The sequence below is a fragment of the Halomonas llamarensis genome (genome assembly GCF_023555005.1).
Classification (GTDB): Bacteria; Pseudomonadota; Gammaproteobacteria; order Pseudomonadales; family Halomonadaceae; genus Vreelandella; species Vreelandella llamarensis.
The window spans coordinates 36303-61223 of the sequence record NZ_JAMJPJ010000018.1 but is presented as its reverse complement, the minus strand read 5'-3'; the positions used below and the strand labels follow the sequence as shown (position 1 = coordinate 61223).

Annotated in this window: 25 protein-coding genes and 1 pseudogene; 10 read left to right on the top strand and 16 right to left on the bottom strand. The window is 59.9% G+C overall.

Annotation, left to right across the window (positions count from 1 at the left end):
• The 4 genes and pseudogenes from M8006_RS11625 to M8006_RS11610 form a co-directional block, all read left to right on the top strand.
• Window positions 1–140, top strand: a 140-nt coding sequence (locus M8006_RS11625; protein ID WP_250080835.1) for an aldehyde dehydrogenase family protein, incomplete at its 5' end; no start/stop codon positions are given.
• 9 nt (window positions 141–149) lie between these two features.
• A pseudogene (locus tag M8006_RS18390) lies at window positions 150–281 on the top strand (aminotransferase class III-fold pyridoxal phosphate-dependent enzyme); the annotation flags it as partial.
• 176 nt (window positions 282–457) lie between these two features.
• Window positions 458–1417, top strand: a complete 960-nt coding sequence (locus M8006_RS11615; protein ID WP_250082341.1) for a GlxA family transcriptional regulator — start codon at window positions 458–460, stop codon at window positions 1415–1417.
• 121 nt (window positions 1418–1538) lie between these two features.
• Entirely contained in the window at window positions 1539–2498 is a 960-nt protein-coding gene (locus tag M8006_RS11610; protein ID WP_250082354.1) for an ABC transporter substrate-binding protein, read from the top strand.
• 39 nt (window positions 2499–2537) lie between these two features.
• Here the strand turns inward: M8006_RS11610 and M8006_RS11605 are convergent, their stop codons facing one another.
• The 12 genes from M8006_RS11605 to tmpA all read right to left on the bottom strand — a co-directional run bounded on the left by M8006_RS11605 (window position 2538) and on the right by tmpA (window position 15001).
• The gene (locus tag M8006_RS11605; protein WP_250082340.1) at window positions 2538–3368 is read right to left on the bottom strand and encodes an alpha/beta hydrolase fold domain-containing protein; all 831 of its coding nucleotides are present in this window, start codon (window positions 3366–3368) and stop codon (window positions 2538–2540) included.
• A complete protein-coding gene (locus M8006_RS11600) occupies window positions 3365–4597 on the bottom strand; it encodes a TauD/TfdA family dioxygenase (RefSeq protein WP_250082338.1) in 1233 nt (410 codons plus the stop codon). Before M8006_RS11600 ends, M8006_RS11605 begins: the two co-directional genes overlap by 4 nt.
• A 76-nt stretch (window positions 4598–4673) precedes the next feature.
• Window positions 4674–5645 carry a GlxA family transcriptional regulator gene (locus M8006_RS11595; RefSeq protein WP_250082352.1) on the bottom strand — a complete coding sequence of 324 codons (972 nt, stop codon included), beginning with the start codon at window positions 5643–5645 and terminating at the stop codon, window positions 4674–4676.
• A 115-nt stretch (window positions 5646–5760) separates the two neighbouring features.
• Window positions 5761–7230, bottom strand: coding sequence for an aldehyde dehydrogenase family protein (locus M8006_RS11590; RefSeq protein ID WP_250082337.1), 1470 nt, complete (start codon window positions 7228–7230; stop codon window positions 5761–5763).
• 15 nt (window positions 7231–7245) lie between these two features.
• Window positions 7246–7971, bottom strand: coding sequence for an ABC transporter permease (locus M8006_RS11585; RefSeq protein WP_250082335.1), 726 nt, complete (start codon window positions 7969–7971; stop codon window positions 7246–7248).
• A 1-nt stretch (window position 7972) separates the two neighbouring features.
• Window positions 7973–8680 carry an ABC transporter permease gene (locus M8006_RS11580; RefSeq protein WP_250082333.1) on the bottom strand — a complete coding sequence of 236 codons (708 nt, stop codon included), beginning with the start codon at window positions 8678–8680 and terminating at the stop codon, window positions 7973–7975.
• A 95-nt stretch (window positions 8681–8775) separates the two neighbouring features.
• The gene (locus tag M8006_RS11575) at window positions 8776–9549 is read right to left on the bottom strand and encodes a transporter substrate-binding domain-containing protein (RefSeq protein WP_250082331.1); all 774 of its coding nucleotides are present in this window, start codon (window positions 9547–9549) and stop codon (window positions 8776–8778) included.
• Window positions 9550–9619: 70 nt separating this feature from the next.
• A complete protein-coding gene (locus M8006_RS11570; RefSeq protein ID WP_250082330.1) occupies window positions 9620–10417 on the bottom strand; it encodes an ABC transporter ATP-binding protein in 798 nt (265 codons plus the stop codon).
• Complete coding sequence (locus M8006_RS11565) at window positions 10414–11640, bottom strand: pyridoxal phosphate-dependent aminotransferase (protein WP_250082328.1); 1227 nt, start codon at window positions 11638–11640, stop codon at window positions 10414–10416. Before M8006_RS11565 ends, M8006_RS11570 begins: the two co-directional genes overlap by 4 nt.
• 51 nt (window positions 11641–11691) lie before the next feature.
• Window positions 11692–13302 (bottom strand): 5-guanidino-2-oxopentanoate decarboxylase, encoded by a 1611-nt coding sequence (locus tag M8006_RS11560; RefSeq protein WP_250082326.1) that lies wholly within the window; start codon window positions 13300–13302, stop codon window positions 11692–11694.
• The gene (locus M8006_RS11555; protein WP_250082324.1) at window positions 13299–13886 is read right to left on the bottom strand and encodes an HD domain-containing protein; all 588 of its coding nucleotides are present in this window, start codon (window positions 13884–13886) and stop codon (window positions 13299–13301) included. The genes M8006_RS11560 and M8006_RS11555 overlap by 4 nt, the downstream gene beginning before the upstream one ends.
• Window positions 13883–15001 carry a 2-trimethylaminoethylphosphonate dioxygenase gene (gene tmpA / locus M8006_RS11550; protein ID WP_250082322.1) on the bottom strand — a complete coding sequence of 373 codons (1119 nt, stop codon included), beginning with the start codon at window positions 14999–15001 and terminating at the stop codon, window positions 13883–13885. The genes M8006_RS11555 and tmpA overlap by 4 nt, the downstream gene beginning before the upstream one ends.
• A 100-nt stretch (window positions 15002–15101) precedes the next feature.
• On the opposite strand from tmpA, the gene M8006_RS11545 reads away from it, so the two are divergent.
• From M8006_RS11545 to M8006_RS11535, 3 genes are read left to right on the top strand one after another with little or no spacing between them, the layout of a single operon-like run.
• Window positions 15102–16109, top strand: a complete 1008-nt coding sequence (locus M8006_RS11545; protein ID WP_250082319.1) for a GlxA family transcriptional regulator — start codon at window positions 15102–15104, stop codon at window positions 16107–16109.
• A 47-nt stretch (window positions 16110–16156) separates the two neighbouring features.
• Window positions 16157–16768, top strand: coding sequence for a TetR/AcrR family transcriptional regulator (locus M8006_RS11540; RefSeq protein ID WP_250082318.1), 612 nt, complete (start codon window positions 16157–16159; stop codon window positions 16766–16768).
• Between the two features lie 11 nt (window positions 16769–16779).
• Window positions 16780–17757: a zinc-binding dehydrogenase gene (locus M8006_RS11535; protein ID WP_250082316.1), complete on the top strand. Its 978-nt coding sequence runs from the start codon at window positions 16780–16782 to the stop codon at window positions 17755–17757.
• A gap of 72 nt (window positions 17758–17829) precedes the next feature.
• Here the strand turns inward: M8006_RS11535 and M8006_RS11530 are convergent, their stop codons facing one another.
• Genes M8006_RS11530 through M8006_RS11520 form a run of 3 tightly spaced genes read right to left on the bottom strand, consistent with a single transcriptional unit; the run spans window position 17830 to window position 20149 of the window.
• Window positions 17830–18285 carry a thioesterase family protein gene (locus M8006_RS11530; RefSeq protein WP_250082315.1) on the bottom strand — a complete coding sequence of 152 codons (456 nt, stop codon included), beginning with the start codon at window positions 18283–18285 and terminating at the stop codon, window positions 17830–17832.
• Window positions 18285–19241, bottom strand: coding sequence for an L-carnitine dehydrogenase (locus tag M8006_RS11525; RefSeq protein ID WP_250082313.1), 957 nt, complete (start codon window positions 19239–19241; stop codon window positions 18285–18287). Before M8006_RS11525 ends, M8006_RS11530 begins: the two co-directional genes overlap by 1 nt.
• Window positions 19238–20149, bottom strand: coding sequence for a beta-keto acid cleavage family enzyme (locus M8006_RS11520; RefSeq protein WP_250082311.1), 912 nt, complete (start codon window positions 20147–20149; stop codon window positions 19238–19240). The genes M8006_RS11525 and M8006_RS11520 overlap by 4 nt, the downstream gene beginning before the upstream one ends.
• Window positions 20150–20369: 220 nt before the next feature.
• Between M8006_RS11520 and hutC the strand changes: the two genes are divergently transcribed.
• On the top strand, window positions 20370–21086 hold the full coding sequence (gene hutC / locus M8006_RS11515) for a histidine utilization transcriptional repressor HutC (protein WP_250082309.1): 717 nt from the start codon (window positions 20370–20372) through the stop codon (window positions 21084–21086).
• 8 nt (window positions 21087–21094) lie between these two features.
• On the opposite strand, the gene M8006_RS11510 is transcribed toward hutC, so the two are convergent.
• A complete protein-coding gene (locus M8006_RS11510; RefSeq protein WP_250082306.1) occupies window positions 21095–22417 on the bottom strand; it encodes a YjiH family protein in 1323 nt (440 codons plus the stop codon).
• A gap of 304 nt (window positions 22418–22721) precedes the next feature.
• Between M8006_RS11510 and hutI the strand changes: the two genes are divergently transcribed.
• Window positions 22722–23936, top strand: coding sequence for an imidazolonepropionase (gene hutI, locus M8006_RS11505; protein WP_250082304.1), 1215 nt, complete (start codon window positions 22722–22724; stop codon window positions 23934–23936).
• Window positions 23926–24897 (top strand): formimidoylglutamase, encoded by a 972-nt coding sequence (gene hutG / locus M8006_RS11500; protein ID WP_250082302.1) that lies wholly within the window; start codon window positions 23926–23928, stop codon window positions 24895–24897. The genes hutI and hutG overlap by 11 nt, the downstream gene beginning before the upstream one ends.
• Window positions 24898–24921 lie beyond the last annotated feature (24 nt).

Sequence of the window (24921 nt, the reverse complement as noted above, 5' to 3'; positions counted from 1 at the left end):
TGGCCGTTAACGAAGGCATTCTGTCGACCGAATTGGCGCCGTTTGGCGGCGTGAAGGAATCCGGGCTTGGGCGTGAAGGGTCCCGCCACGGGTTGGACGAGTTCACCGAGTTGAAATACGTCTGTGTAGGGGGCCTTTAAGCGCTCTTCGGCCATTGCCACCGGAAGGTCGTCGACGCCGTTAAAGCGCAAGCGGGCCGGGTGATGCACACTTGCCAGACGGTCATGCCCTACGAAGGCTGCGTCCAAGTGGCGGAGAAACTCAGCCAGATTTCTGCGGTGTGCAACGATTAAGTCACACGAGCCGATGCAGGAAAACGGCATCGGCTCGTTTTTCGATTACGCTGCTTTTGGGAGCCGTTTAATCAACAGGCTTTTTTGTTTTTTGCTTTTCTCCATTCCATACTTGGTTTTGGTGAGATTGCCACTTTCTATTAACGGGAATTCCAAACCTTTCGATGCGTTTGCATTACACCGGGCCTTGGCCTGAAAACATTGGCTTTTTGCTGTTACCGCGCTTTTCGATGATGGCGTTTTTTTCCGCCGTTGAGCCGCTGCGTATTGCTAACCGCATCAGCGGTAAAGCGTTATTTGCATGGACGCTTTTTAGCCCGGATGGCGAGCCGGTGACGGCCAGCAACGGCATGACGCTGTTGGCGGATAAGCCCATGGGAGACACGCTGGCGCTGTCGTCGCTGGCGATATGCAGTGGCTTTGAGCCCGAGGCACACTTAAATCGCACGCTTATCGCGTGGCTACATAGGCTGGATCAAGCCGACTGTGCACTGGGTGGGTTGGATACCGGTGGCTTTTTGCTCGCCGCGGCACAGCTGCTAAAAGGCGAACGCGTGACGCTGCACTGGGAGAGTTTACCGGCCTTTCGCGAGCGTTTTCCGATGCTGGAAACCTCCGATGAGCTATTTGAGCTGGGCGAGCGGCGTTTTTCGTGTGCCGGGGGCGCTGCTGCCATGGATATGGCGCTGGAAGTCATCGCTCGGCGCCATGGTGCAAAGCTGGCGGTGGACGTTTCCGAACAGCTGATCCATGAGCGATTGCGTAGTCGTAGCGACCGGCAGCGTATGACACTGGCGCGGCGTTTAGGCACGCATAACCGCCGTTTGGCTGAGGCGGTTGGGTTGATGGAGCGCCATCTTGAGGCGCCGCTTTCGCTGGCTGAAGTCGCTAAGCGCAGCGGCGTCTCTGCCCGCCAATTGCAGCGCCTTTTCGAGCACGAGTTAGGGTCAAGCCCCCGTCACTGGTATCTTCAGCTGCGGCTTACCCGCGCCAAGCGTTTGTTGACGGAAACCGATATGGATGTGCTGGCGGTGGGCATCGCGTGTGGCTTCGCCTCAAGCTCTAGCTTTGCCCGCGCGTTTCGTTCGCATTTTGGCTATCCCCCGCGAGAAGTACGCTGGTAAGTCGGATTATCATGAAAATGTCGTTTATTGGTTGCTTAATGTCGCTTTGCGTCGTCTCTCGCTGACCGATATCGGCAAACTGAAGGGGTGTTTTTGCCATAAAAGGACCCTACGCATGAAAATGTATCAGCGAAACAATATCTTATCTATCTTACCTAAATCAGCTTTGTCCAAAACAGCCGGATTAGCGGCGGCATTGCTGCTGAGTGCGGGCCCTGCCGTCGCCGCGCTGGATGAGGTGCGCTTTGGTGTGCCGCCGTGGCCCGGTGTCACCGTCAAGTCGGAAGTGGCGGCTCAACTGATGGAAGCCATGGGCTATGGCACACGCCAGAGTGGCTTGGCCGTGAGTGTGATCCTGGAAGGCCTTACGCGTAATGACGTCGATGTTTACCTAGGTGGCTGGTACCCGGTACAGACCGAGATGGTTGAGCCATTGGTGGCTGACGATAAGGTCGAAAAACTGGTTTCCAATATTCAGGGTGCCACCTCCGGCCTGGTGGTTCCGCAGTACGTCTATGATGCCGGTGTTACGTCGGTGGCCGACCTGGAAGCTAATCGCGACCGCTTCGACGGCGAGATTCAGGGTATTGAGGCAGGCACCGGGATCAACACCGCTATTCTTGAAGCGATAGAGGCGGATATTGCCGGGCTAGGTGATTGGAACCTGCGCGAAAGCTCAACGGCGGCCATGCTGGCGCAGGCCGAGCAGAAGATGGCCAACGAGGAATGGGTCACCTTCGTCGGTTGGGAACCGCACTGGATGAACGTTAGCTTCGATTTGGCCTATCTGGACGATGCGGATGATGCGGGCATTGCGAAGATCGGAAGCACCGTGTGGACGATTGTGCCGGCAAGCCTCGCGCAAGAAGACCCTCAACTGCACCGCTTCTTGTCGCAGTTTGTCGTCGACATTGAAGACCAGAACACCTGGGTTCACGGCTACAGCTATGAAGAGCGACCCGCCGATGAGGTGGCTTCTGAATGGATCGAAGGCAATCTGGACATTGTCGCCGAATGGCTCGACGGCGTTGAGGCGCGCGACGGCACGCCTGCCATTGAGGCAGTACGCGCCGCTTACTAAGTTTTACTGTGTGACTAAGTCTTACCGTGTGGCTAAGGCTTACCGTGTGATGCGTGACGCTAACGCCTGGCAGAAATCCTGCCAGGCGTTTTGCATATTGGGCAGTAAAGCGTGGGCGTGTAGCGCACCGTGAACCATACCGGGGGCGCAGCGGTAGCCAATATCGGCACCGGCGTTGCGCCAGTGCGCAACAGCCGCTTCCAAGGGGACGGTGAGCGGGTCGTGCTCGACGGCCAGCACTTCTAGCGCGAATGACGGAGGGGGACTGCCTAGCGGTGCAGGTCGCGTTTCGGGATAGTAGGGCTGCAGCGATAGCACATCGGCGCGACTAAGAAGGGGCGCATCCCGGCCCAGCGTGTCTTCACAAAGCCCCTCTACCGGCGGGTAGATCAGTCCAAGCGGTATCTTGGCGTAAAGGCGTTTGGCGAGATCCATCACCAGCCGCCCACCGGCGCTGTCACCTACCATGGCAGTGATGGGAGTAATCGCACCCGCCACCGCGTGGCAGTCGGCGAGCATGTCAGCGTAAGTGGCGTCCGGTGCCAGGCGATACGCCACGCTCATCACTTCATGCCCTAGCGCTTCGGCTAGGCTTGCCGCAATACCGTGATGGCTGCGAACCGAGCCTATCGTAAACCCGCCGCCATGCACGTAGAGCACAGCGCCAGCGGCCGCCGCATCAAAAGGTGAAAAACGGCGCACCGCGACGTTAGCGACCGACTCGTCTCTGACGCCAAGCCCCGCCGGGTCCGGCGGAGCAAACTGCTGGCACGCTGTATCGTAGCGGCGACGCGCTTCGGGCCAGCTGACACCTTCGAGCGCCGTGAGCCCAGCCTCAAAGCGTTTAATAAAACCGTTGATATCTTTCATACCAACGACGCTTCGGCCGTCGCTTTGCGTTGCTGTGAGGCGCGTTTCACCATACGGTAGCGAGAGCGAATTTCGTCGCGCTCCATGTAGCACCCCTGCAGCCAGCGATGACCGCTCGTGCCCTCGAAAGCGTCGCGAGCGTGGAGAAGTCGGCGGTTGTCGAATATCACCAAATCGCCGGGTTGATAGGTGAAGCGAATGGCGAACGTAGGGTCGTGCAGCATTTCTTGAAGCACCATCAGCGCTTCATAGGCGGGCTCTACGTCTTCAAAGCTAGTTTGCAGTGGGCCGCGTAGGAAGTCGGCGATGCGAACTTCCAGCAGCTCACCGCGCTCATCAAGACGAATCATCGGCGAGTACCAAACGTAATCGGTGGTCTTGGCGGTATTTGCAAAGCACCAACGCACCCGGGTGAGCGTGGCAAAGGTTTCGGGGTGACGCTCGCGCAGCGCCTCGGCCACGGCAAACCCGTCGAGCATGACCGCCTCGCCGCCTTCCACGCTGTTTTCCAGGCAGTGGAGCATTTGCATACCCGGCTGATACTCCCGGGTTGGCAGGTCGACGTGGGGTGGCAGGGCGATGGACGTGTAAGCATTGGAATCGGGATTCGGTTTGGCTTTGACGTTGAAAAGCATGCCGAAGTTGGTGGGCCTCACAGGACCGATACGCCGCGCGATCGTTTCGAGCGAGCCGGGCTCAATGGGCAGGTTGCGCAGACGAACTAACCCCTTGCCCAGTATGCTGGAAAGCGCAGGAGCGAGAATAGCCTCTTCGGTCTCGCTGCCTTCCTCGGTGTCGAGCAGGCCCGTGGCGTCCAAGCTGTCTGGGCCTTCGCCTGCGTCTCGCTGCCACGTCGTTATCGGCACGAGCGGTGCTTCTGGGTCGTCAGTGTTGTCGTAGTCGTGCGCTCGAAGCCAACCGGGATGGAAGCGTAAGCGCCGTCCTTCTGGCGCGAAATCTACGCACAGCGCGCCAGCTTCATCGATCTCGGCACTGGTAATCTCAGGCCAACTGGGCAAGGTGGAAAGATCAAGAATGCGTTCGCGCGTTGCCGGGTTGACGGTTGTCTCGTCAGCGGCGTTCTCACGCAGCCAGATGCTGTGGTAGCGGCTCTCACGGCCATCGCTCCAGGACACCGTCAGTAGGCGCGGCTTGAAGGATACCTTTTTGAGGTTGGCGTCGATGGGCCAAACATCGTAGTCAGGTGTCAGAGGAAGGGCTTGAGTCATGTGGGTCTCCTAGGCGATGAGTGATGTCGCTTAGCATGCCCGTTTGGCCGATAGGATTCGCGGCAGAATTCGACACTTACTGTGCATGATTCGACACTGCTTGCTGGCGTAATTGGCGAGGGGTGGCACCATATTGGTGGCGAAAGGCGCGACTGAAGCTCGAAGGGGAAGCAAAGCCGCAGGCCAGGCTGATGTCCATGATGCTATGTGGTGTTTCACACAACAGCCGATAAGCGTGGTCTAAGCGCCGGGCCAAGTAGGTCTGCTGAGGTGACATCGCCCAATGCCGGGCGAAAAGGCGATCAAGGCGACGCCAGGTAATACCGAGTTCATTGGCAAGCGCGCGGATACTTAGCGGTGATGCCAGGTTCGCCTCCATCAAGGTCATGGCGCGCTGAAGCATCGGCTCTTGGGGAATCGCGGGGTCGCGCTGGCGGCTGGCCGGGCGGCGCCCCTGCTCGTGGATGAGCTGAGCGCGTACCTGTTTGGCGAGCGCGTCACCGTGCCGGCGTCGGATCAGGTCAAGGCTCATGTCGATGGCGGCACTGCCGCCAGCGCAGGAGAACCCCTCGTCGGTCACCTCGTAAATCGACTCTACGACGTCAACTCGGGGGAAACGGGCGCGGAAGTCAGCCAGGCACTCCCAGTGCAGGGTCACCGTTTGGTCATCAAGAAGGCCAGCGGCGGCGAGCGCGTAGCAGCCGGTATCCATGCCGCCGAGCACACAACCTTCGCGGGCACATTCCCGTAGCCAATCAATCAGTTCGTCATCAATGCCATTCTCAGGCTCAAAGCTTGCGCAGACCGCCAAGCTAGGCACCTGAGGGGCCGCGTGAAGGGAGCTACTCACCGCGAGTGTCATGCCGTTTGAGGCGACGACCGGTTCGCCATCGTGGCTAATCAAATCCCACTCAAAGAGAGGGCGTCCGTCGATGCGATTGGCAATGCGTAGTGGCTCAATCGCAGAGAAAAACGCCACCATGGCGAAGCGCGGCAAAAGAAGAAAGCCAATGCGCTCGGGGACAGTGTCAGGGGGCTTGAGTCTCATAGTCGGCAAGAGAATACATGAAAATGGCGCTCTAGGGAGCGCCATCTAGTGGAACCCAAAGGCGAAAACACGCGAGTGTGCCACAAAACAGTGAGAGCCGTCCCCCTAGCGGCCATCAGGCCCTCAAGGGGCGTGTGATGCGTTTGAGTTCAAGGTAAGCGTCCAGACCGGCATCGCCCAATTCGCGTCCGATGCCGCTGCGTTTCATCCCGCCCCAGCTGCCCTGGGGCGGCGCGATCTGGTCGCTGTTACACCAGACATTGCCCGCCTCTAGGCGCCGTGCAATGGCCTCGGCGCGGTCGGGGTCGCCGGCCACCACCGTGGCGGCCAGGCCGAAGTCGCTGTCGTTAGCCAGGGCAATAGCCTCGGCGTCGTCGGCTACGCGGCGTGCGCAAAGCACCGGGCCAAAAATCTCTTCTTGCCACAGGCGGCTGGTGGTAGGCACCTCACGGTAGAGGCGCGGTGCCACAAAGAAACCCTGCTCGGGTAGCGCGTGGGTAAGCGTTTCGCTGCCTAGCCCCTGCTCTTCAGCGAGGGCCACGTAGCCCTGCACCCGATCTCGCTGGGTGGCGCTGACCAGAGGGCCCATGTCAGTCCCCGCCGTGAGCGGATCGCCCAGGCGCAGCTCTGCCATGGCCGCATCGATTGCCGCGTAAAGCTCGTCCGCCAGGCGCTCATGCACCAACAGCCGACTCGTGGCCGAGCACATCTGGCCAGCGTTGTAGCAGATACCCGCTATCACCAAATCGCGTGCAAGCGCGAGATCGGCGTCTTCGGTAACCAGGATCGGCGACTTGCCACCCAGCTCCAGGGAGACCGGTCTTACGCCCTGGGCAGCGGCGCGCATCACAGCTTCGCCCACCGGATTGCTGCCGGTGAAGGAGAGCTTGTCGATGCCGGGATGGCGGCTCAGCGGGGCGCCGATACCCTCACCGTCACCTTGCAGCAGGTTGAATACCCCCGGGGGCAGGCCCGCCTCGATGACAATCTCCGCCAGTGCCCGCTCGGGCAGGGGCGTGATTTCGGAGGGTTTGAATACCACCGTGCAGCCAGCGGCAAGCGCGGGTGCCAGCTTCCAGGCACTGCTGACCAGCGGAAAGTTCCAAGGGGTGATAAGTCCTACCACACCGATGGCATCCCAGTAGTGGCGCGCTTCCAGGTCGGGTTGATCCGCATCTTCAACGGTTCCCTGGCGTTGACCCAGAGCGACGGCAGCCTGGGCGTAGTGGCGGTAGCAAGCGATGGCATCGTCCAGGTCTTGATAGGCCTCGGCGAGGGGTTTGCCGTTGTTGCGGCTGGAAAGCTCGGCCAGGGCCTGGCGGCGGGTCTCTAACCCTGCGGCAATGGCTTCCAGATACTCGCCGCGGCGGGCCTCCGGTGTGGCTTGCCAGCCGGGTAAGGCGCGCCGGGCCGCAGACACGGCGGCATCGACGTCTGCCGGGTCGCCGTAGGTCACCTCGGCGATGTGTGTTTCTTGATAAGGGTCGAGCACCGGGCGGCGTGTCTTACTCTTGCTTGGCACCCAGGCGTTGTCAATAAACTGGTCGCTCAAGGTGTCTTTGCAAACGTTTATGTAAGCGGGCATTAAATCTTGTCCTGTTTAGCGAATGGGCAGCCAGCGGCGTTGAGTCGGTTGCATACCGGGGAAGTTGAGTTCCACAAAGCGCAGCACCACGGTCAGCACCACCGTGGTGGCCAGGTAAATACCGGCGATCAACAGCAACGGCTCGTAGACCAGAAACGTCTCGTCGCGAATGATATTGGCGGCCTGAAGCAAGTCCATCAGGGCGATGGTGGAGACCAGCGGAATCGACTTGAGCAGCAGAATCATCTCGCCGGTGAGCGTGGGCAGGCAGAGCTGAATGGCGCGAGGTAGCCACAGCCTAGTGAGTACCTGAAAACCGGAGAGCCCGAACGCGCGACCTGCCTCCCGTTCGCCTCGGGGCACGCTCTTCATGGCGCCACGGATCACCTCGCCGGAGTAGGCGCCCACGCTGAGGATGAAAGTCAGGGCGGCGAAGAAAAAAGGGTCGCGCAGCAGTGGCCACATGAATGTTTCTTGGATACCCGGCACGCCTTCCATCAGGCGGCCCACGCCGTAGTAAAAGAAGAACAGCTGCACCAGCAACGGGGTGCCGCGCATCACGGTGGTAAAGGCCCAGACCAGCCAGGCCAGGGGGCGCGGGCCGCGCAGTCTGGCGAGTGCCACTAGCACGGCGAGAAGTAGGCCGCCCACCGCCGAGACCAGCAGCAGCCACAACGTATTGACGAAACCTTCCCATAGATAGCTCAGGTAAAAAGGATCGCTTAGCCAGGAAAAGTCCATGTCATGCCTCCGTGGGTTGGCCACGGCGTACGTAACGCTCAAGGCGGGTGAAGAGTGCCGTGGAGCTCAGCGTCATCAGTAAGTAGATGACACCGGCGGCGGCATAGAAAAGGAAGTAGGCGCGGCTACTGGCGGCGGCCTGCTGAATGGTGAAAAACAGCTCGTTGAAGCCAATCACGCTGATCAGGGCAGTGTCCTTGATCAGAATCAGCCACAGGTTGGACATGCCCGGCAGGGCGTTGGGCAGCATCCCCGGCAGCACAATGCGGTGGAAACGGGCCCAGCGCGAGAAGCCAAAGGCGCTAGCGGCCTCCAGCTGCCCGCGCGGGATGGCCATGATGGCGCCGCGAAACACTTCGGTCATGTAAGCACCCTGAACGAAGGCCAGTACACCGACAGCAGTGGCGAAGCCGGTGATCTGCACGGCACCGGCCATGCCTAAATACCCCAGCAGGGCATCCAGCGCTTGGGCACCGGCATAGTAGAGCAGAAGAATCAGCAGCAGTTCGGGCACGGCTCGGACGAGGGTGGAGTAAACGGTGGCCAGGCCGCGCAAAGGCGCCCAGGGGCTGAGTTTGGCGCCAGCGCCTAAGAGCCCTAGCAGCAGGCCGATGGCGTAAGCCAGCACGGCGATCTGCACTGTGGTCAGCGCCCCGTTAAGAATGGGACCCGCCCAGTCGATGAGCCCCTCTGGTGTCATCGAAGTCATGGTTGTCTCTTTCCTTGGTCACGGAACAGTGAGTCACACAATGGAACCCCCAGCGCCATTGGCGCCGGGGGTAGAGAACAGTGGCGGAAAATGGTTCAGTCGTAGACGCAGACGTCGGTGCCTAGGTACTGCTCGGAAAGACTGGCGCAGGTGCCGTCTTCGATCACCGTGGCGATGGCAGTATTAAGGGCTTCGCGCAGCGCATCATCCCCTTGGCGAAGGCCGATGCCGATACCCTCACCGTAGGCTTCGTGGAGCGGTGCGGTGGCCTTGATCTCAAAGGCTTCCGCCTCGTCGCGATCAAGGAGCTGCACCATGGCGATTTCGTCAGCGAGGATGACATCCAAGCGTCCTGATAGCAGGTCATTGTTGACTTGCTCAGCCTGATCGTAGAGGCGGATATCCACACCGCTATCGCGCAGCGCACGGCGGGCATAGGTGGCGTTGGTGGTGGCCGACTGCACGCCCATCACCAGGCCGTCTAGGCCGTCGGGGATATCGAGCGCTTGGTCGTTGGCGGCGACATAGGCCCCTGGTGTGAAGTAATAAGGGCGAGTGAAGTCGATGACACGCTTTCGCTTATCGGTGATCGACATGGAGTTCATGATCATGTCGATGCGCCCGGCATTGAGCGAGGGAATGATACCGCTCCAGCCGGTGGGCGTAATCTCGCACTCGCGGTTCATGGCGTCGCAGAAAGCATGGGCCAGCTCCACTTCGAAACCGGTCCAGTCGCCGCTGGCAGCCTTGTAGGTAAAGGGCGGGTAGGGCTCGCCGGAAATACCCACCTTAAGGGGCTCGGCAGCTTGGGCGGTGTGGCCGAGGCCAAGTGCTGTCACGGCGGTCGCCATTATCATCGGAAATTTCATGGTCTTCTCCTGTTAGGTCAGTTGTTGTGGTGGTTCTTGTTATGGTGGTTCTTGTTACGTTGATGAGTTATCAAGCCGCGGGCGCCATGAATTGACGACAGCGGGGGTCCTCGAAGACGTCTTTTGGGGTGCCCGAGCAGGCGATATGCCCCTGATCGAGATAGACCAGCTGGTCGGAGACCTCTCGGGCGAAATGCATTTCGTGAGTGACGAGCAGCATGGTACGGCCCTCGTCGGCGAGGCCACGGATCACCCCCAGCACCTCGTTGACGCGCTCTGGATCCAGCGCCGAGGTCGGTTCGTCGAAGAGCAGCAGACGCGGCTCCATCGCCAGCGCCCGGGCAATGGCCACTCGCTGCTGTTGGCCGCCGGAGAGGAAAGCAGGGTAGGCGTCGCGCCGGTCGGCCATACCCACTCGCTCCAGGTAGTGCTCGCCCAGGGCGGTCGCTTGCTTGCGCGAGAGCTTCTTGACCCGCATGGGCGCTTCGATGACGTTGCCGAGCACCGTCAGGTGGGGCCACAGGTTGAACTGCTGGAAAACCATGGTGACTTTGGCGCGAAGCCGTTGCAGCTGGCGACGGTCAAGACCGATGATATCGCCCTGGGGATTGCGGTCAAAACGAATCGCCTCATCCGCAATCGCCAGTTCGCCTCGGTCGGGTCGCTCCAGCAGGTTCATACAGCGCAGCAGGGTGCTCTTACCCGAGCCGCTGGCACCGATGATGGAGGTGACGGTGCCTTCGGGAACCTCAAGAGAAATGCCCTTGAGCACCTCTAGCTCACCAAAATGTTTGATTAATTGGGTGGCCACCACCGCGGGAGCGGTGGAGGAGTGGGAACGAAAAGCGTGCTGAAGTGATGATGTCATAGGCAATCGGCCTCCGAAGCCGGGGTCGGTGACAAGATATGCGGGCTGCTCTCATCGCGAGCGCGCTCCGCGCAGGCGGCCAAACGGTGGCAGGCGGTGGCTAAACGTTCGGCCTCTACGGTCAGGCTGAGGCGCACGAACCCTGCCGCTGAGGGGCCGAAGGCTTCACCCGAGAGCACCGAGATGTTCTCTTCGTCGAGCAGCCGGTCAGCGAAAACCTGGGAAGAGAGGCCCGTGGCGCGAATATCCACCATCAGGAACATCCCTGCTGGCGGGCAAATAGCGGTGACTGCCGTACTCTCGGCCAAGGCCCCGCAAACGGTATCGCGGCGCGCGCGATAAACGTCACGCATCTCGCTTAGCTCGGCGGGCGGTGTCAGGAGGGCATCGCAGGCGGCGTCCTGAATAAAGTCTGGGCAGCCGTAGAGCATGCACAGCGCCAAGTGGGTAAGGTGCTCAATTAGCGGCTTGGGTCCCAGCACCCAGCCCAGGCGCCAGCCGGTCATGGCGTGCGACTTGGAGAGACTGCTGACGATCACGCTGCGCTCGGCCATGTCGGGCAACGTGGCGGGGCAAAGGTGCTCGCCTTCAAAAATCAGCTCGGCGTAGACTTCGTCGGCGATCAACCAGAGGTCATGTCGCCGACAGAGTTCGGCGATGGCCTTCCAGGTGTCGGCCTCAATCAGCTGGCCGGTGGGGTTGTGGGGGCTGTTAAGTAACATGGCTCGGGTGCGCGGCGTGATGGCGGCTTCCAAGGCCGCCGGGTCAAGGCGAAAATCCGCCTCGCCGTTCAATGGCACCTGTACCAGCTCGGCGCCGGTGGCGCGCAGTACCGCCTCGTAAGTGACATAGCTGGGCTCGGGCACCAGCACTTCGTCGCCGGGGTCCAACAGGCACTGGGCGGCGGCGTAGAGGCCGCACTGGGCGCCAGCCATGACGATAACGTTATCCGGGCCGGCATCGAGACCCTGGCGGCGGTAGCCGTCGGCGATGGCTTGGCGCAGTGCCAGTTTGCCCTGTACGTCGGGGTAGTGGGTGGCACCACCGCGCAGGCTGGCCACGGCACTCTCGATAATCGGCGTCGGGGTGGCGAAATCCGGATCACCCACCGAGAGCACGGTGATGTCATCGCCCGCGGCCTGGCGGGCCAGGGCACGGTAGTGAATATCCCAAGCCGCCGCGCCTTCGCCGGCGATGCGGCTGGTTAGTCGTGAATAGTGCATGTTCATCTCGTTTTCGTCATAGATAGTTATCAGTACCGCCGATATGGGCGTTTATGGCAAAGCGCTCATCCAGGCGGTAGCGTCCACTTCGATCAGTAGCGGTGAGGCCTCCTCGCCTAAGTGAGCGAGCGCCTCGCCGAGGGACGCGGGGTCGCCCACTGCCCGGTAGCGGCAGCGGTACGCACTGGCCAGTTCGACAAAGTTCGGCGCGGTTAAGTTGACGCCCAGCTGTGGCACCTCGTGCATGGCCATGTAGCGGCGAATTTCTTCATAGCCTTGGTTGTTCCAGATCACTACCGCAACGGGTCGATCGAGATCGCGGGCGGTGGCCAGTTCGCCGATCACGAACTGTAGGCCACCATCGCCGACCAGGGCCACCACCGGCCGCTCGGAGCAGGCTAGAGTAGCCCCGAGCGCAGCCGGCAGGCCATAGCCCAAGGTGCCGTAGCCAGTCGCCGAGTTGAACCAACAGCGAGGCGCGGGCAAAGAGGCCAGGAAATTACCGGCATACACCGGCCCGGTGGAGTCGCCCACCAAGATGGCGTCGGGCAGCGTGGCGCGCAGAGTGGCGAAGAGCGGCACATAGGGGGCCAGCTCCGGGTCCTCGTTGAGAGCCAGCGCTTGGCGAACCGCAGCGGCGCGGCCGTCATCTTGAGGGGCATCGCCACGGACGTTGGGCAGCGCTTGTAATAGCGCGGTCATCGTCTCGCCTGCGTCGGCGACCATGGCCAGGTCGGCGTCCTGGTTGCGGCCCAGCTGCTGGGGGTCGATATCCACTCGAATTAGCCGCCCGTTGAGGTGAAAGCCCCCGTCGAACACCAGATCGTAGTCGGTCTCGCCTAGCTCAGTGCCCAGCGCCAGAACGACGTCAGCCTCGGCCGCCAGGCGGCGTGAGGCGGGCAAGCTCATGGTAGCGCCGAGATCAAGCGGGTGATCGAGCCCCAGCACGCCCTTGGCATTGATGGTGGTCAAGGCTGGGGCCTGTAGGCGCTCCACTAAGGCGCGGGCGGCCTCGGGGGCCGCCGCGCAGCCGCCGCCTAGCAGCAGCAATGGGCGCTCGGCCTGGCTTAGCCATTCAGCCGCGCGAGCAATGGCGGCGGGCGCCGGTGCCGGGGGGAATACCTCGATCGGGCGCGGTGCAGTCTCGGGGACCGGGGTATCGAATAGGTCGATGGGAATCTCGATGTGCACCGGCCCTGGCCGCGCGCCGTGAAAAATCGCGAAGGCGCGTGCAAGGAGTTCCGGCAGGGCGGCCGGGTCGTGCAAGGTGTGACTAAAGACGCTGACGCCGGCCAGAGTTTGCTGCTGGCTAGGTAACTCATGCAGTCGCCCTTGGCCGCGTCCTAGGGTATCGCGGCGGTTAACGCTGGAGATCACCAGCATCGGTACCGAGTCGGCCAGCGCCTGACCCATCGCCGTGGCGATGTTGGTCATGCCGGGGCCGGTGATGATAAAGCAAGCGGCGGGGCGACCACTGGCACGCGCGTAGCCGTCGGCCATAAAGCCCGCGCCCTGCTCGTGACGCGGGGTGACATGGCGGATTGGGCTTTCGCCCAGGGCGCGATAAAGCTCGATGGTGTGCACCCCGGGGATGCCGAAGGCGGAGTCGACGCCATAGGCCTCAAGCAGGCGCAGTAACTGGCGGGCACAGGTCTGGCTCATCGTAGCGCCTCCTCGGGGAGTGGCTCGGGGAGGCCGCCGCGGGGCGTGCGGCCCAGTACTCGCTCGACCATGGGGATGAAGTGCTCCAGGGGCAGGGTGTCATAATCGGGGTCAAAGCTGGCCTGATCCCATTGGTCGCAGAAGCGCACGGTGCGCTCATAGGCCGGGTGGTCACGATATTGCTCCCGCGCATGAGGGTCCTGGCCAAAAAAGTGCCGGTAGTGGTACCCCTGGAAGAGTTCGTGGTGGCGAATCATCCAGGCGTTGAGCGGGTCGATAAAGGGTTCCAGGATGGCCGCAGCGACTTCGGCGTGGTTCGCCGGGGTCAGGTCGTCGCCGATGTCGTGGAGCAGCGCGCAGACGACCATTTCCTCGTCGGCACCATCACGCAGCGCCCGGGTGGCGGTCTGCAGGCAGTGCTCGTAGCGATCCACCGGATAGCCGTGGTGATCGCCGGCCAGGTTATGCAGGTGGGCGAGTACCCGGCGCGGGGTATCGGATAAATAGTCGCGGAAGCGGGCATCGATGAGCGCCCAGTCCTCACGCTGAGCCTCGCCGAAGTGGCGAAAGCTGGCTTGAGTCATGCGGGTTCTCCTTGAGCCTGGGGGGTGTCGAGTCGATGGCGCAGCACGCGGCGGCGGCTGGCGGTGCTATCGCGGTCGACGTAGCCTTGGCGCATATGGCGCACGCCGCCCGCCAGTTGAAAGGCGCTGCGCCCGTGGAGCAGGCGATAGTTATCCATGATCAGCATCTGGCCTGGTTCGAGCTTGAGGTGCAGGGTCAGTTCCTCGCCGGTGATCAGTTGGTAAAAGGCGTGCCGGGCGGCGTAGTAGGTCTCAAGCTCTTCGGGAGGCAGGGCAGGGACGCGTTCAGTGCGGTTGGAGTAGCGTACGCGGACCGGTTCGCCGTTGCTGTCCAGTTCGATCAGCGGTCCTTCGCTTTCTAAGTCAGTGTCGGCGTCGCGATAGCGAAAGCGGGGTGTTACTTGTGTAAGGCAGGCATAGGCGTCGGGGTCACGCTCGCGCAGCAGTCGGGCGGCCATCAGCCCATCGGCCAAGGTGCTGTCGCCGCCCTCGGCGGCGTTGGTCAGGCAGTGCAGCCAGATGTAGCCGGGAATAGGGTCGCGGTAGGGGTTGTCGGTATGCGGCTCCAATCCACGCTGAGTCATGGTCAGGTCGTAGGCGTCGGCGACCGATTTGACGTCGGCGATGCCGCCCCAGTTGGTGCGCCGTAGTGGACCGATGCGGTCGACTAACGGCTGCATGCCGTCTTCGCGGGTGGGAACCCCGGAGACGATGACAAAACCGTCGCGATGTAGCGATTCCAGCATGCCTGAGAGTGCTGCGTCGCTTTCTAGCGCGGCAGTAAAATCGGCCACGGGTTGGGGCGCGTTGGTGGCGTTCCAGAGGCGCTTAGACGGATCGGTCGCTTGGTCATCGAATAGCGCCGCGAGATTGAAATCGGTGCGATGACCGTCGCTGAAGTGCAGTTGCAGTTGGTTATCCGCCACGTCGGCGGCATCGATGTAGAGCTCCAACGGCAGTTCGGCGGCTTCGATCAAGCGCTGACCGGTGCGCGGGTCCAAGGTCTCGTCATCGGGGCTGCGTTCACGCAGCCAAAGGGCCGCAAATTCACCACGCTGGCCATGATGTTCGATGGCCAGACGTCGGCGATTGGCTGATGGGGTGACGTGTGTCATGGCGGCGCCTCCAGAAGGTGTGTTAGGAACTTTTTCTATGCTACCCGCCTGGATTGGTCATGACTTGATAAAATTAGCCACATACTTGACTATGTTAGCCATGAATGAGACTACCAATACCACATGGCCCTACCCGCGCCCTGATTCGCCACCCCTACTGACCCCTGAGCAGGCCGAGCACACCCTCAACGTGTGGCTGGTGCCGCGTTTTTCCATGTTGACGCTGTTCTGCTTGCTTGAACCGCTACGGGTGGCCAATCGCTTCGGCCGTGACCTTTTCGCCTGGCGCTTGCTCTCGGCGGACGGGGAGGCGGTACTGGCCAGCAACGGGGTGCGTATTGATGTGGACGGCTCATTGGAATCGCTGACGGATGCGTTACGGTTAATGGTGGTCTCTTCCTATGAGGCGGAGGCCACGGTGCGCCTCCAAGATCGTGCCGTGCTGCGACGCATCGCTGCCCACGGTGGCTGGCTGGGCGGTTTGGACACCGCGCCTTTTATCTTGGCCAGGGCGGGGGTGCTGTCGGGGCACCGCGTGGCGCTGCACTGGGAAAGCGTGCCGGCTTTTCGGCGTGAATTCCCGGAGCTAGATATCAGCCCAGCGAGCTACGAATTCGATGCGATGCGGCTAACAGGCTCCGGTGGTGCAGCCAGTATCGACATGATGTTGGCATGGATAGAGCATGCCTATGGCCCCGCCCTGGCCGATGCCGTGGGGCGGCAGCTGGTTCACAAGCGGCCGGGCGACGATGGCGGTGATGTTTCACGCCGACGCTACGAGGAGCTGCCGCGCAGTGTGGTGAGGACACTGGCGGTGATGGAGGCGAACCTAACGCAAGCGCTACCCATCCCTGAGGTGTGTCGGCTGGTAGGGCAGTCCCAGCGCCAGTTGACGCGGCTATTTCAGCGTCACTTTGGCGAGACGCCCCAGCAGTGTTACCTAGGAATGCGGCTCGACCGGGCACGCCAACTCCTCGCCGATAGTCGCAGCTTTGTGACTGAAGCCGCCTTGGCCTCCGGCTTTACCCAGCCGGCGCATTTCACCCGAGCCTATCGGAAACGCTTTGGTGAAGCGCCCAGTGTCATCGTGGAACGGAGAGGGTGCTAAAAATATGATTTGTAGACGACTGGTCTATTTTGTGTAGAATGCGTGCTATGACATTGTCCAAAAAAGCCACAGCCACACGCCAACATATTCTCGACACCAGTCGAGAACTGATCCTGCGCAAGGGTTTTTCCGGTGTGGGGTTGCAAGAAATTCTGAAGAATTGCGACGTACCCAAAGGCTCTTTTTATCACTACTTTCCCTCTAAGGAAGCGTTCGGCCGAGCCTTGCTACAACAGTACGTCGATGATTATCACGAGCGCCTTGGCGTGCTGCTGACAGCTGATGAAGGCACGGGCCGTGACCGGTTGATGCGCTATTGGAATGCCTGGATTGATGACCCCACCTCAGGCAGCTGGGCCGAGCAATGCCTGGTGGTAAAGCTGGCAGCGGAAGTGGCGGATCTATCTGAGGAAATGCGACAGGTATTAAACGATGGGGTAAAGCGCTTGGTGACGCGTATTGCGGATGTGATCGCTGAAGGCCGCGCCGATGGCTCGCTACCGCCAGGAGCAGCGCCTCAGGCGCTTGCCCAGGTGCTCTACCAAATGTGGCTTGGCGCCGCACTACTGGCCAAGTTGGGCCAGGATAAAGCACCTATGCACCAAGCCTTAACGGCCACAGACCAATTGCTGACTTGCGTCGGCAACAACACAGGATAGGAGTCGTAGAGATGAAAAGTGCCATCCATGCCACGTTCGGAGAGCCTTCCGAGGTCCTCACGTTAGGCGATAGCCCCATCCCTCAGCCCGGCCCTGGGGACGTGCGTATCAAGATGCTTCTTTCGCCGATCCATAACCATGATATCTGGACGGTGCGCGGCCAGTATGGCTATAAGCCGACATTGCCTGCTATTGGAGGAAGTGAAGCGGTTGGTATCGTTGAGGCCCTCGGCGAAGGTGTCGAGGGGTTGACGACAGGGCAGCGCGTTGCGGCGGCTTCAGTGCATGGTACGTGGGCCGAGTACTTTATTGCGCCGTCTCGGATGGTGATACCGGTGCCCGAGGCCCTTGCTGATGAAACCGCTGCGCAATTGATCGCCATGCCCTTGAGTGCGCTGATGCTGCTGGAATTTCTCCAAGTCGAGCCTGGGCAATGGGTCGTGCAGAATACGGCCAACGGCGCGGTAGGCAAGGCCTTGGCTATTCTCGCTAAGGCGCGCGGGATCAACACTATCAACTTGGTGCGTCGCGATGCCGGTGTGAGTGAACTCGAAGCGCTGGGTATCGAACACGCTATTTCCACGGCCCAGCCTGATTGGCAAGACAAGGCGCGCAGCATCATGGGCGAGCCGATGGCGCAGGCGGCTGTCGATTCGATTGGTGGCCATGATAGTGCCTCGCTTTTGGCACTGCTGGGTGAGGAAGGAACACTGGTATCTTTCGGCTCCATGTCTGGCGAGCCAATGCAAATTACCGCCGGCGATCTTATTTTCAAACAGGCGACGGTCAAAGGTTTCTGGGGTAGCAAGGTTAGTCAGGCCATGTCCGGTGAAGACAAACGTCGGCTGGTAGGTGAACTGATGCAACGCACCACCAGCGGTGAATTGCCATTACCGGTGGAAGCTATCTTCGACTTGGCCGATGCCGCCGAAGCCGCTGCCACCAGTTTGCTACCCGCACGCAAAGGCAAGGTGCTGTTGAAGCCCTAAAGTACCTCAATAGTAAGACACACCAAAGCCGCCCGTTAAGGCGGCTTAGTCGTTGCAGTTGAGGGCTGATTGTTAACGCCGAATACCCATCGTGCGCCCGGCCAGTTCCGGCCAGGCGCCAGCGTTGGCTTGGGGTAGCGTCGCGATGCTCGCCTCAATAGGCGTGGGGAACGGCGCCGGACGACCGGCCTGAGAGTCGATACCGATTAACATCTGCTCGCTGGTGGCCAACAGGTTGTCGTGTTCATCACGCAGTTCAAAGAAGGCATGCAGCCGCTTGGCGTCGCGATCCAGTAGGGTCAGCGTGACGTTGAGCGGTTGGCCTTCGTGGGCCTCGCGACGGTAGCAAAGATGTGTTTCCAAGGTGTAGATCGTGTAACCATGGCGCTCACGACCGCTAGCATCCAGTCCGATACGATTCATCAGCGCTTCCACGGCTAAAGAAAATACCCTGGCGTACTCAGCGTCGTTCATGTGGCCGTTGTAGTCGACCCACGCCGAGGCGACGTGGGTTTCTAGAATCACCATCAGATACGCCCCTCCAAGCCCTCGGCTTCGGGCCAGTATTTCTGAACAAGATCCAGTAGCTCGACCAGAAAATCGTCGCGGCGGTGGTCGAGTTCAGCGACTGAACGGCCAGCGGCCTGGTGCTCACAGCCTTCCACCACGCGGTCGATCAGCCCATCGGTGAGTTCGGGTGCCTCAAGCTTGGTCCAAGGGAGTTTCAACGCCGGGCCAAACTGCTCCAGCATATGGCGCATGCCTTGCTCGCCACCGGCCAGGTGGAAGGTCAGGAAGGTGCCCATCAGCGACCAGCGTAGGCCGCAGCCGTAGACCACCGCGGCATCAATCTCTTCGGTTGTGGCCACACCATCGTTGACCAAGTGCAGGGCTTCCCGCCACAGCGCTTCCATCAGGCGGTCGGCAATGTGCCCCTCAATCTCCCGACGCACCACTAGCGGGCGCATGGCCAGTGCTTGATAAAGGGCCTGGGCGCGCTCAGTATGCGCGGTTTCGGTGGCCTCGCCGCCGACAAGCTCCACCAGTGGCAACAGGTAAACCGGGTTGAAGGGGTGGGCGACGATGACCCGCCCCGGTGCCTTGGCGCAGTCGCGCTGTAAGTCGCTAGGTTTGAAGCCCGACGTGGAGGAGCCGATGATGACACTTGTGTCAGCCGCGGCGTCCACAGCAGTAAGAATCTCGCGCTTGAGTTCCAGGCGCTCCGGCACGTTTTCTTGGATCAAATCGGCGCTTTCTACGGCGGCTTCCAGGCTATCCACGAAGGTAAGGCGCTCGGGGCTTGCTCCCTCGACCAGGCCGCGCTTTTCCAGCGAAGGCCAAGCGTTGTCGATAAACGCGCGGGTTCTCTTGGGTGCCGTGGGGTCGGGGTCGAAGGCCACGACATCCCAGCCTTGGGCCAGCGCGCGGGCGATCCAGCCATTGCCGATCACACCGGTACCGATGACAGAAAGTTGATGGCTCATGCGTCACCTCCTGACACGATATTGCCGGTATTCGGGTCGCGTAATGTCAATTGGGCCCGTGTCTCGGCCGGTGTCATCACCCGAGCGCCAAGGTTTTCAAACAGAGAAGCGGCCTTTTCCACTAGCTGAGCATTGGTCGCCAATACGCCCTTTTCCAGGTAAAGGTTATCTTCCAAGCCGACTCGGGCGTGGCCGCCGAGAAGTACCGCTTGGGCCGCCATGGGCATCTGGTGGCGGCCGATACCAAACGCGGCCCAGTTGGCGTTTTCTGGCAATTTGTTGCGCATGGCGAGCATGGTTTCGGTATCCGCTTCGGCGCCCCAGGGAATGCCTAGACAGAGCTGGTAGAGCGGGTCGCCGTCAATCAGGCCTTCCTGCTGCAACTGGCGAGCGAACCAAACATGGCCCAGATCGAAGCACTCTAGTTCCGGCTTAACGCCGGCGGCTTGAACTAAGCGGGCGTGCTCGCGCAACCAGTCAGCGGTATTCACATAGACCATGTCGCCGAAGTTGAGGCTACCGCAGTCCAGGGTGCAAAGCTCGGGCAGCAGCTCGCCCACCGGCGCATGGCGCTCGGCTGGGGTCTGGATATCGGTGCCCGGGCCGCCGCGAGTAGGGTCCGTTGCGTCGGGGATCCAGTCGCCACCGCCACCGGCGGTGATGTTCATGACGATATCGGTATCGGCCTCGCGGACGCGCTCTATCACCTCACGGAAGTGGTCTGTCGAGTGACTAACGCTGCCGGTTTCCGGGTCGCGCACGTGGATGTGCGCAATGCTGGCACCTGCCTTGGCGGCGGCAATGCAGTCGTCGGCGATTTGCTTGGGCGTGACCGGCACGTGGGGGTTCTTGGCGGTGGTTTCGCCGGCACCGGTGACGGCACAGGTGAGAATGACGTTGCGGTTCATGCTCCGCTCCTTACGTGACTGAATGATTTTATGAAGTCTGAAGGATCGGTAGGGCAGAGTATTGCTATTAAGCGACGCTAGATATACGTAAAACGACTATTGTTTGAAGCTTGTTAGCGTTTACGTACGACATAAAGCGAGTGGGTAACAGGATGCCTTCGGCTTTTTCACAAGGTACACTGAATGTGGTTAGACATTATATCCACTTGAAAGGCAATTCATGACCACGGCCCCTCCGCTTTATCTGCAAATACAGCAGCATCTGCTGGAGAGAATTCAGGGAGGTGCATGGCCAGCGCACCACCAAATCCCACCCGAAGAGCAGCTTGCCCGAGATTTTGGGGTAAGCCGAATGACAGCCAATAAAGCCATTCGCGATTTAGTTCAAAAGGGATACCTAACACGCCAGCCTGGGCTAGGTACCTTTGTGACAGATCGCAAAGCAGAGTCGTCGCTGGTTGAGGTGTATAACATTGCCGATGAAGTACGCCTCAGGGGGCATCATTACAGCAACGACGTACTCGTTTGCGAAACGATTGAAGCAGATGATGAAGTTGCTTTACGCCTCGGTGTTCGTCTTGGCAGTCGCGTGTTTCAAACACTGGTGGTGCATTTGGAAAACGACACGCCCATTCAGCTTGAAAACCGCTACGTTAATCCCCGCTGGGTACCCAATTATCTAAAAAGCGACTTTTCCATTCATACACCCAACGAAGTATTAGTTGCGGCCTGCCCGATCACTGACGTGGAGCATATGGTTGAAGCTGTACTCGTCGACCACCAGACAGCAGATTGGCTCGCTATCGACACCTTAACCCCTTGCTTGAGCATGGTCCGGCGCACGTGGTCAGGCGAGCAACTCATCAGTTATGCCCGCTTACTGCACCCGGGCAACCGCTATAAATTACGTTCTTCTGTACACCGCCAAGCCTCATGATTTAGCGCTCAGCCAATCATGGCGTGCACCAAATACCCCGTCGGTATGGCGAGCAGCAGGCTTAGTGCAACACGGATAAACCACACTACCAACATTCGCCCCACGGAAAGCGGAATGCTCGTGGAGAGGATGCAAGGGATTGAGGCTGAGAAAAACAGCACAGCGGATACCGATACAACGCCTGCGGCAAAACGTGGTACGAACTCTGCTTCTGCCATTAACAGCGCCGGTAGAAACATTTCGGCAAGCCCAGCAGCAGATGCTTGTGCAAGCGCAGCAGCATCGGCAATGCCCCACACCGCCACGAAGGGATAAAACAGCCAGCCCAACCATTCAAATAACGGTGTGTATTTGGCAGCGAGTAAGCCAAGCAACCCCACCGACATGATCGAGGGTAGGATGCTGATAGCCATCACTAGCCCTTCTTTGAAGTTAATCGCGACACTTTTATGCAAAGCCGGTGCCCTGTCGGCGACGGCTAATCCCGTCTGCCACGCAGTGACCAAGCGTTTGCCTGGCACGGCTGCCGGTTCGCCATCTTCAGCGTTGTCATCCATACGCGATAATGGCGGCAAACGAACGGTCACGGCTGTGACGATAAACGTGATCAACAACGTTAGCCAAAAATAGACGTTCCATACCGCCATTAAGTCCAGCGTACGCGCCACGATGATCATGAACGTCGCCGATACGGTAGAGAAGCCCGTGGCGATAATGGCGGCCTCTCGCGCAGAATATTGCCCAGCCTGATACACCCGGTTAGTAATCAATAGCCCGATAGAGTAACTGCCCACGAAAGAGGCGACAGCATCAATTGCCGAGCGTCCAGGCGTTCGCCAAATGGGGCGCATCACCGGCTGAACCAGCACACCCATAAGCTCCAGCAACCCATAGCTGATCAACAAGGCGAGGAAAATCGCGCCAATAGGAACGATCAAACCGACCGGAATGACCAGCTTATCAAACAGGAAAGGGAGCATGTCCGGTTCATGCAGAAAAGCAGGCCCCCATCCGGTCAAAGCCATTAGGGCGGCGATCACCCCAAGCAATTTTAGTGCGGTAAAAATACGCTCGGTGACGTTTCGGTTCCAGTAGCCTCGGACCAACGGATAGGCAGCACCGGAGGCAATCAGCGCCAGTGCATACAAACCACTTGCATCTCCTAACAAGCGACGAGCGCCGGTCACCATATGATCGAGCAATATAGTGCTACGGCCTCCCATCTCAACAGGCACGAAGAAAATCAATATTCCCAGTGCGCTTGGCAAGAACAGTTTGAGAATCAGCGCGGTACTGGGCCGCTGGTGGGGCGTTTTATTGGGGGGGAGCATGAGTATGCCTCTTGTTGCATGACTGTTTTTAGTGAGCCTTTCACCATTAATGTATATACATATTCGGGCTCGTTGAAGGATATTTTTATCCTGTAGCAATAGACATTAGTCTAATGGATGACGCTTTGTGCTGTGCTTTTTTGAAGATAATTTATTGTTTTAAAATAAAAAGTAAATTTCTAATTGACTGAAAACTAAGTCGACGCCAATCGTTTGCTTACTCGGTGCCTTGACTAGTTCGCTCAGAATGACCTTAATTGTATATACATTACGCTTTGAAATTGGTTTTTGAGAGGAGCTCCTCATGACGAATGCAACGGATCGTCGCCTCTGGCGCGATATCAACGTCTTCGATGGCTTGCGGACGTTGCCCGAACCCATGGCTGTTATCACCGAGGGAGCACATATCATCTCCTTGTCGCCCATGGCTGAGTTCAACGAGCAACTCGCCAATCACTGCACAGAAATGGGTAGCGGCGGCGTGATGACCCCAGGTCTCGTGGACTGCCATACCCATCTGGTATTTGGAGGCTCCCGGGCTGAAGAGTTTGAAGCGCGCCTCGAAGGGGCGAGCTATGAGGAGATCGCTAAACGCGGCGGCGGTATTCTCAGCACCGTTCGCGCCACGCGCGAGGCTAGTGAAGATGAGCTGCTAACGCTCGCGAAACCACGCCTTGAAGCCCTGATGGCCGATGGCGTCACCACGGTGGAAATTAAGTCTGGCTACGGACTTACCGTCAAAGACGAACTCAAAATGCTGCGCGTCGCGCGCCGTCTCGGCGATATGCTGCCAGTAAACGTCGTCACTACACTGCTGGGCGCTCATGCCCTTCCCCCAGAATACAAGGATGACAGCGACGGCTATATCGATTTGGTCTGCCAGGAGATGATCCCCGCCGCAGTGGCCGAAGGGTTAGCAGATGCCGTTGATGTTTTCTGCGAAAAGATCGCCTTCTCGGTGGCGCAGTGCGAGCGCGTGTTCGAGGCAGCCAAGGCCCACGGCTTACCTATTAAGGCTCACGCCGAGCAACTCTCGAATCTAGGTGGCACGGCCATGGCCGCTCGCCACGGGGCGCTATCTGCTGACCATATTGAATACCTGGATGCCACTGGCATCGCTGCCATGCGCGAGGCAGGTAGCGTGGCGGTCATACTGCCCGGCGCGTTCCATACCTTGCGTGAGACCCAGCAACCGCCAATCGTTGAGTTGCGTGATGCAGGGGTTCCGATGGCCGTTGCGACCGATGCTAACCCCGGTAGCTCCCCGCTGTTTATGCCCACGCTGATGCTCAACCTGGCCTGCACGCTATTCCGAATGACGCCCCAAGAAGCGTTGGCGGGTATGACGGCCCACGGGGCAACCGCGCTAGGGCTGGCGGGTAAAGGGCTCATCCACGAAGGCGCAGAAGTCGACATCTGCGTATGGGATATCGATGCGCCCGCCGAGCTCGCTTACGCCGTACAGCCTGGGCGCCTTCGTCAGCGCTTATTTCAGGGAGTGCTTACTCATGGCCAATAATACTGTCACCAATACGAACGCCACTGACACAGCCCTCGACATGTCAGTATGGGCGGGGCGCACCGATCCAGAACCCAACAGTGAGCGTTGGCATCAAAAGATCCAGCCGCTCAGCCAAACGGCGGCGCCGGGCTGTGCGTTATTAGGCTTTGAAAGCGATGCCGGTGTTGCCAGAAATCAAGGCCGAATTGGCGCTGCAAAAGGCCCAGCGGCACTGCGTAAAGCGCTGGCACCGCTGGCTTGGCATCGCACTGGCCCTGCCTATGATGCGGGCAATGTACGCTGCGAAGGTGATGCCTTAGAAGCCGCCCAACAGAAGCTCGCCGATCAATTATCGGCACTGCTTGAGGCTGAGCACTTCCCCATTGTGCTGGGTGGCGGCCATGAGGTGGCCTACGGCAGCTGGTTGGGGCTTGCCCAGCACCTTGCTAACAAAGGCGAAAGGGCTCCGCGTATAGGTATTATTAATTTTGATGCCCACTTCGATTTACGCGACCCCTCCCACGTGCGTTCTTCGGGCACCCCCTTTACGCAAATTGCCGATCAGTGCGCCCAACGCGGCTGGCCGTTTCGCTACGCCTGCTTAGGCGTAAGCCGCGCTGCCAACACCCGCGCTTTGTTTCATCGTGCCGCTGAGCTCGGTGTCATGATCCGCGAAGATCGGGACTTTCAACCGGCATACCTTGAGCGCATTCAGCGTGATCTAGAGCGCTTCATGGTGCGTTGCGATCATCTCTATCTAAGCATTGACCTGGATGTACTGCCCACCGGGGAAGCCCCTGGCGTCAGCGCCCCCGCCGCTCGGGGTGTTTCGCTGTCTTTGCTTGAACCGCTGATCGAAATCATCCGCGACAGCGGCAAGCTCCGCTTAGCCGATCTCGCCGAGCTAAACCCTGATCACGATATCGATAGCCGTACCGCCCGCACGGCGGCTCGGCTTGTTTTTCAACTCAGTCAATAACTAACCGCCAAACCAGAGGAACCT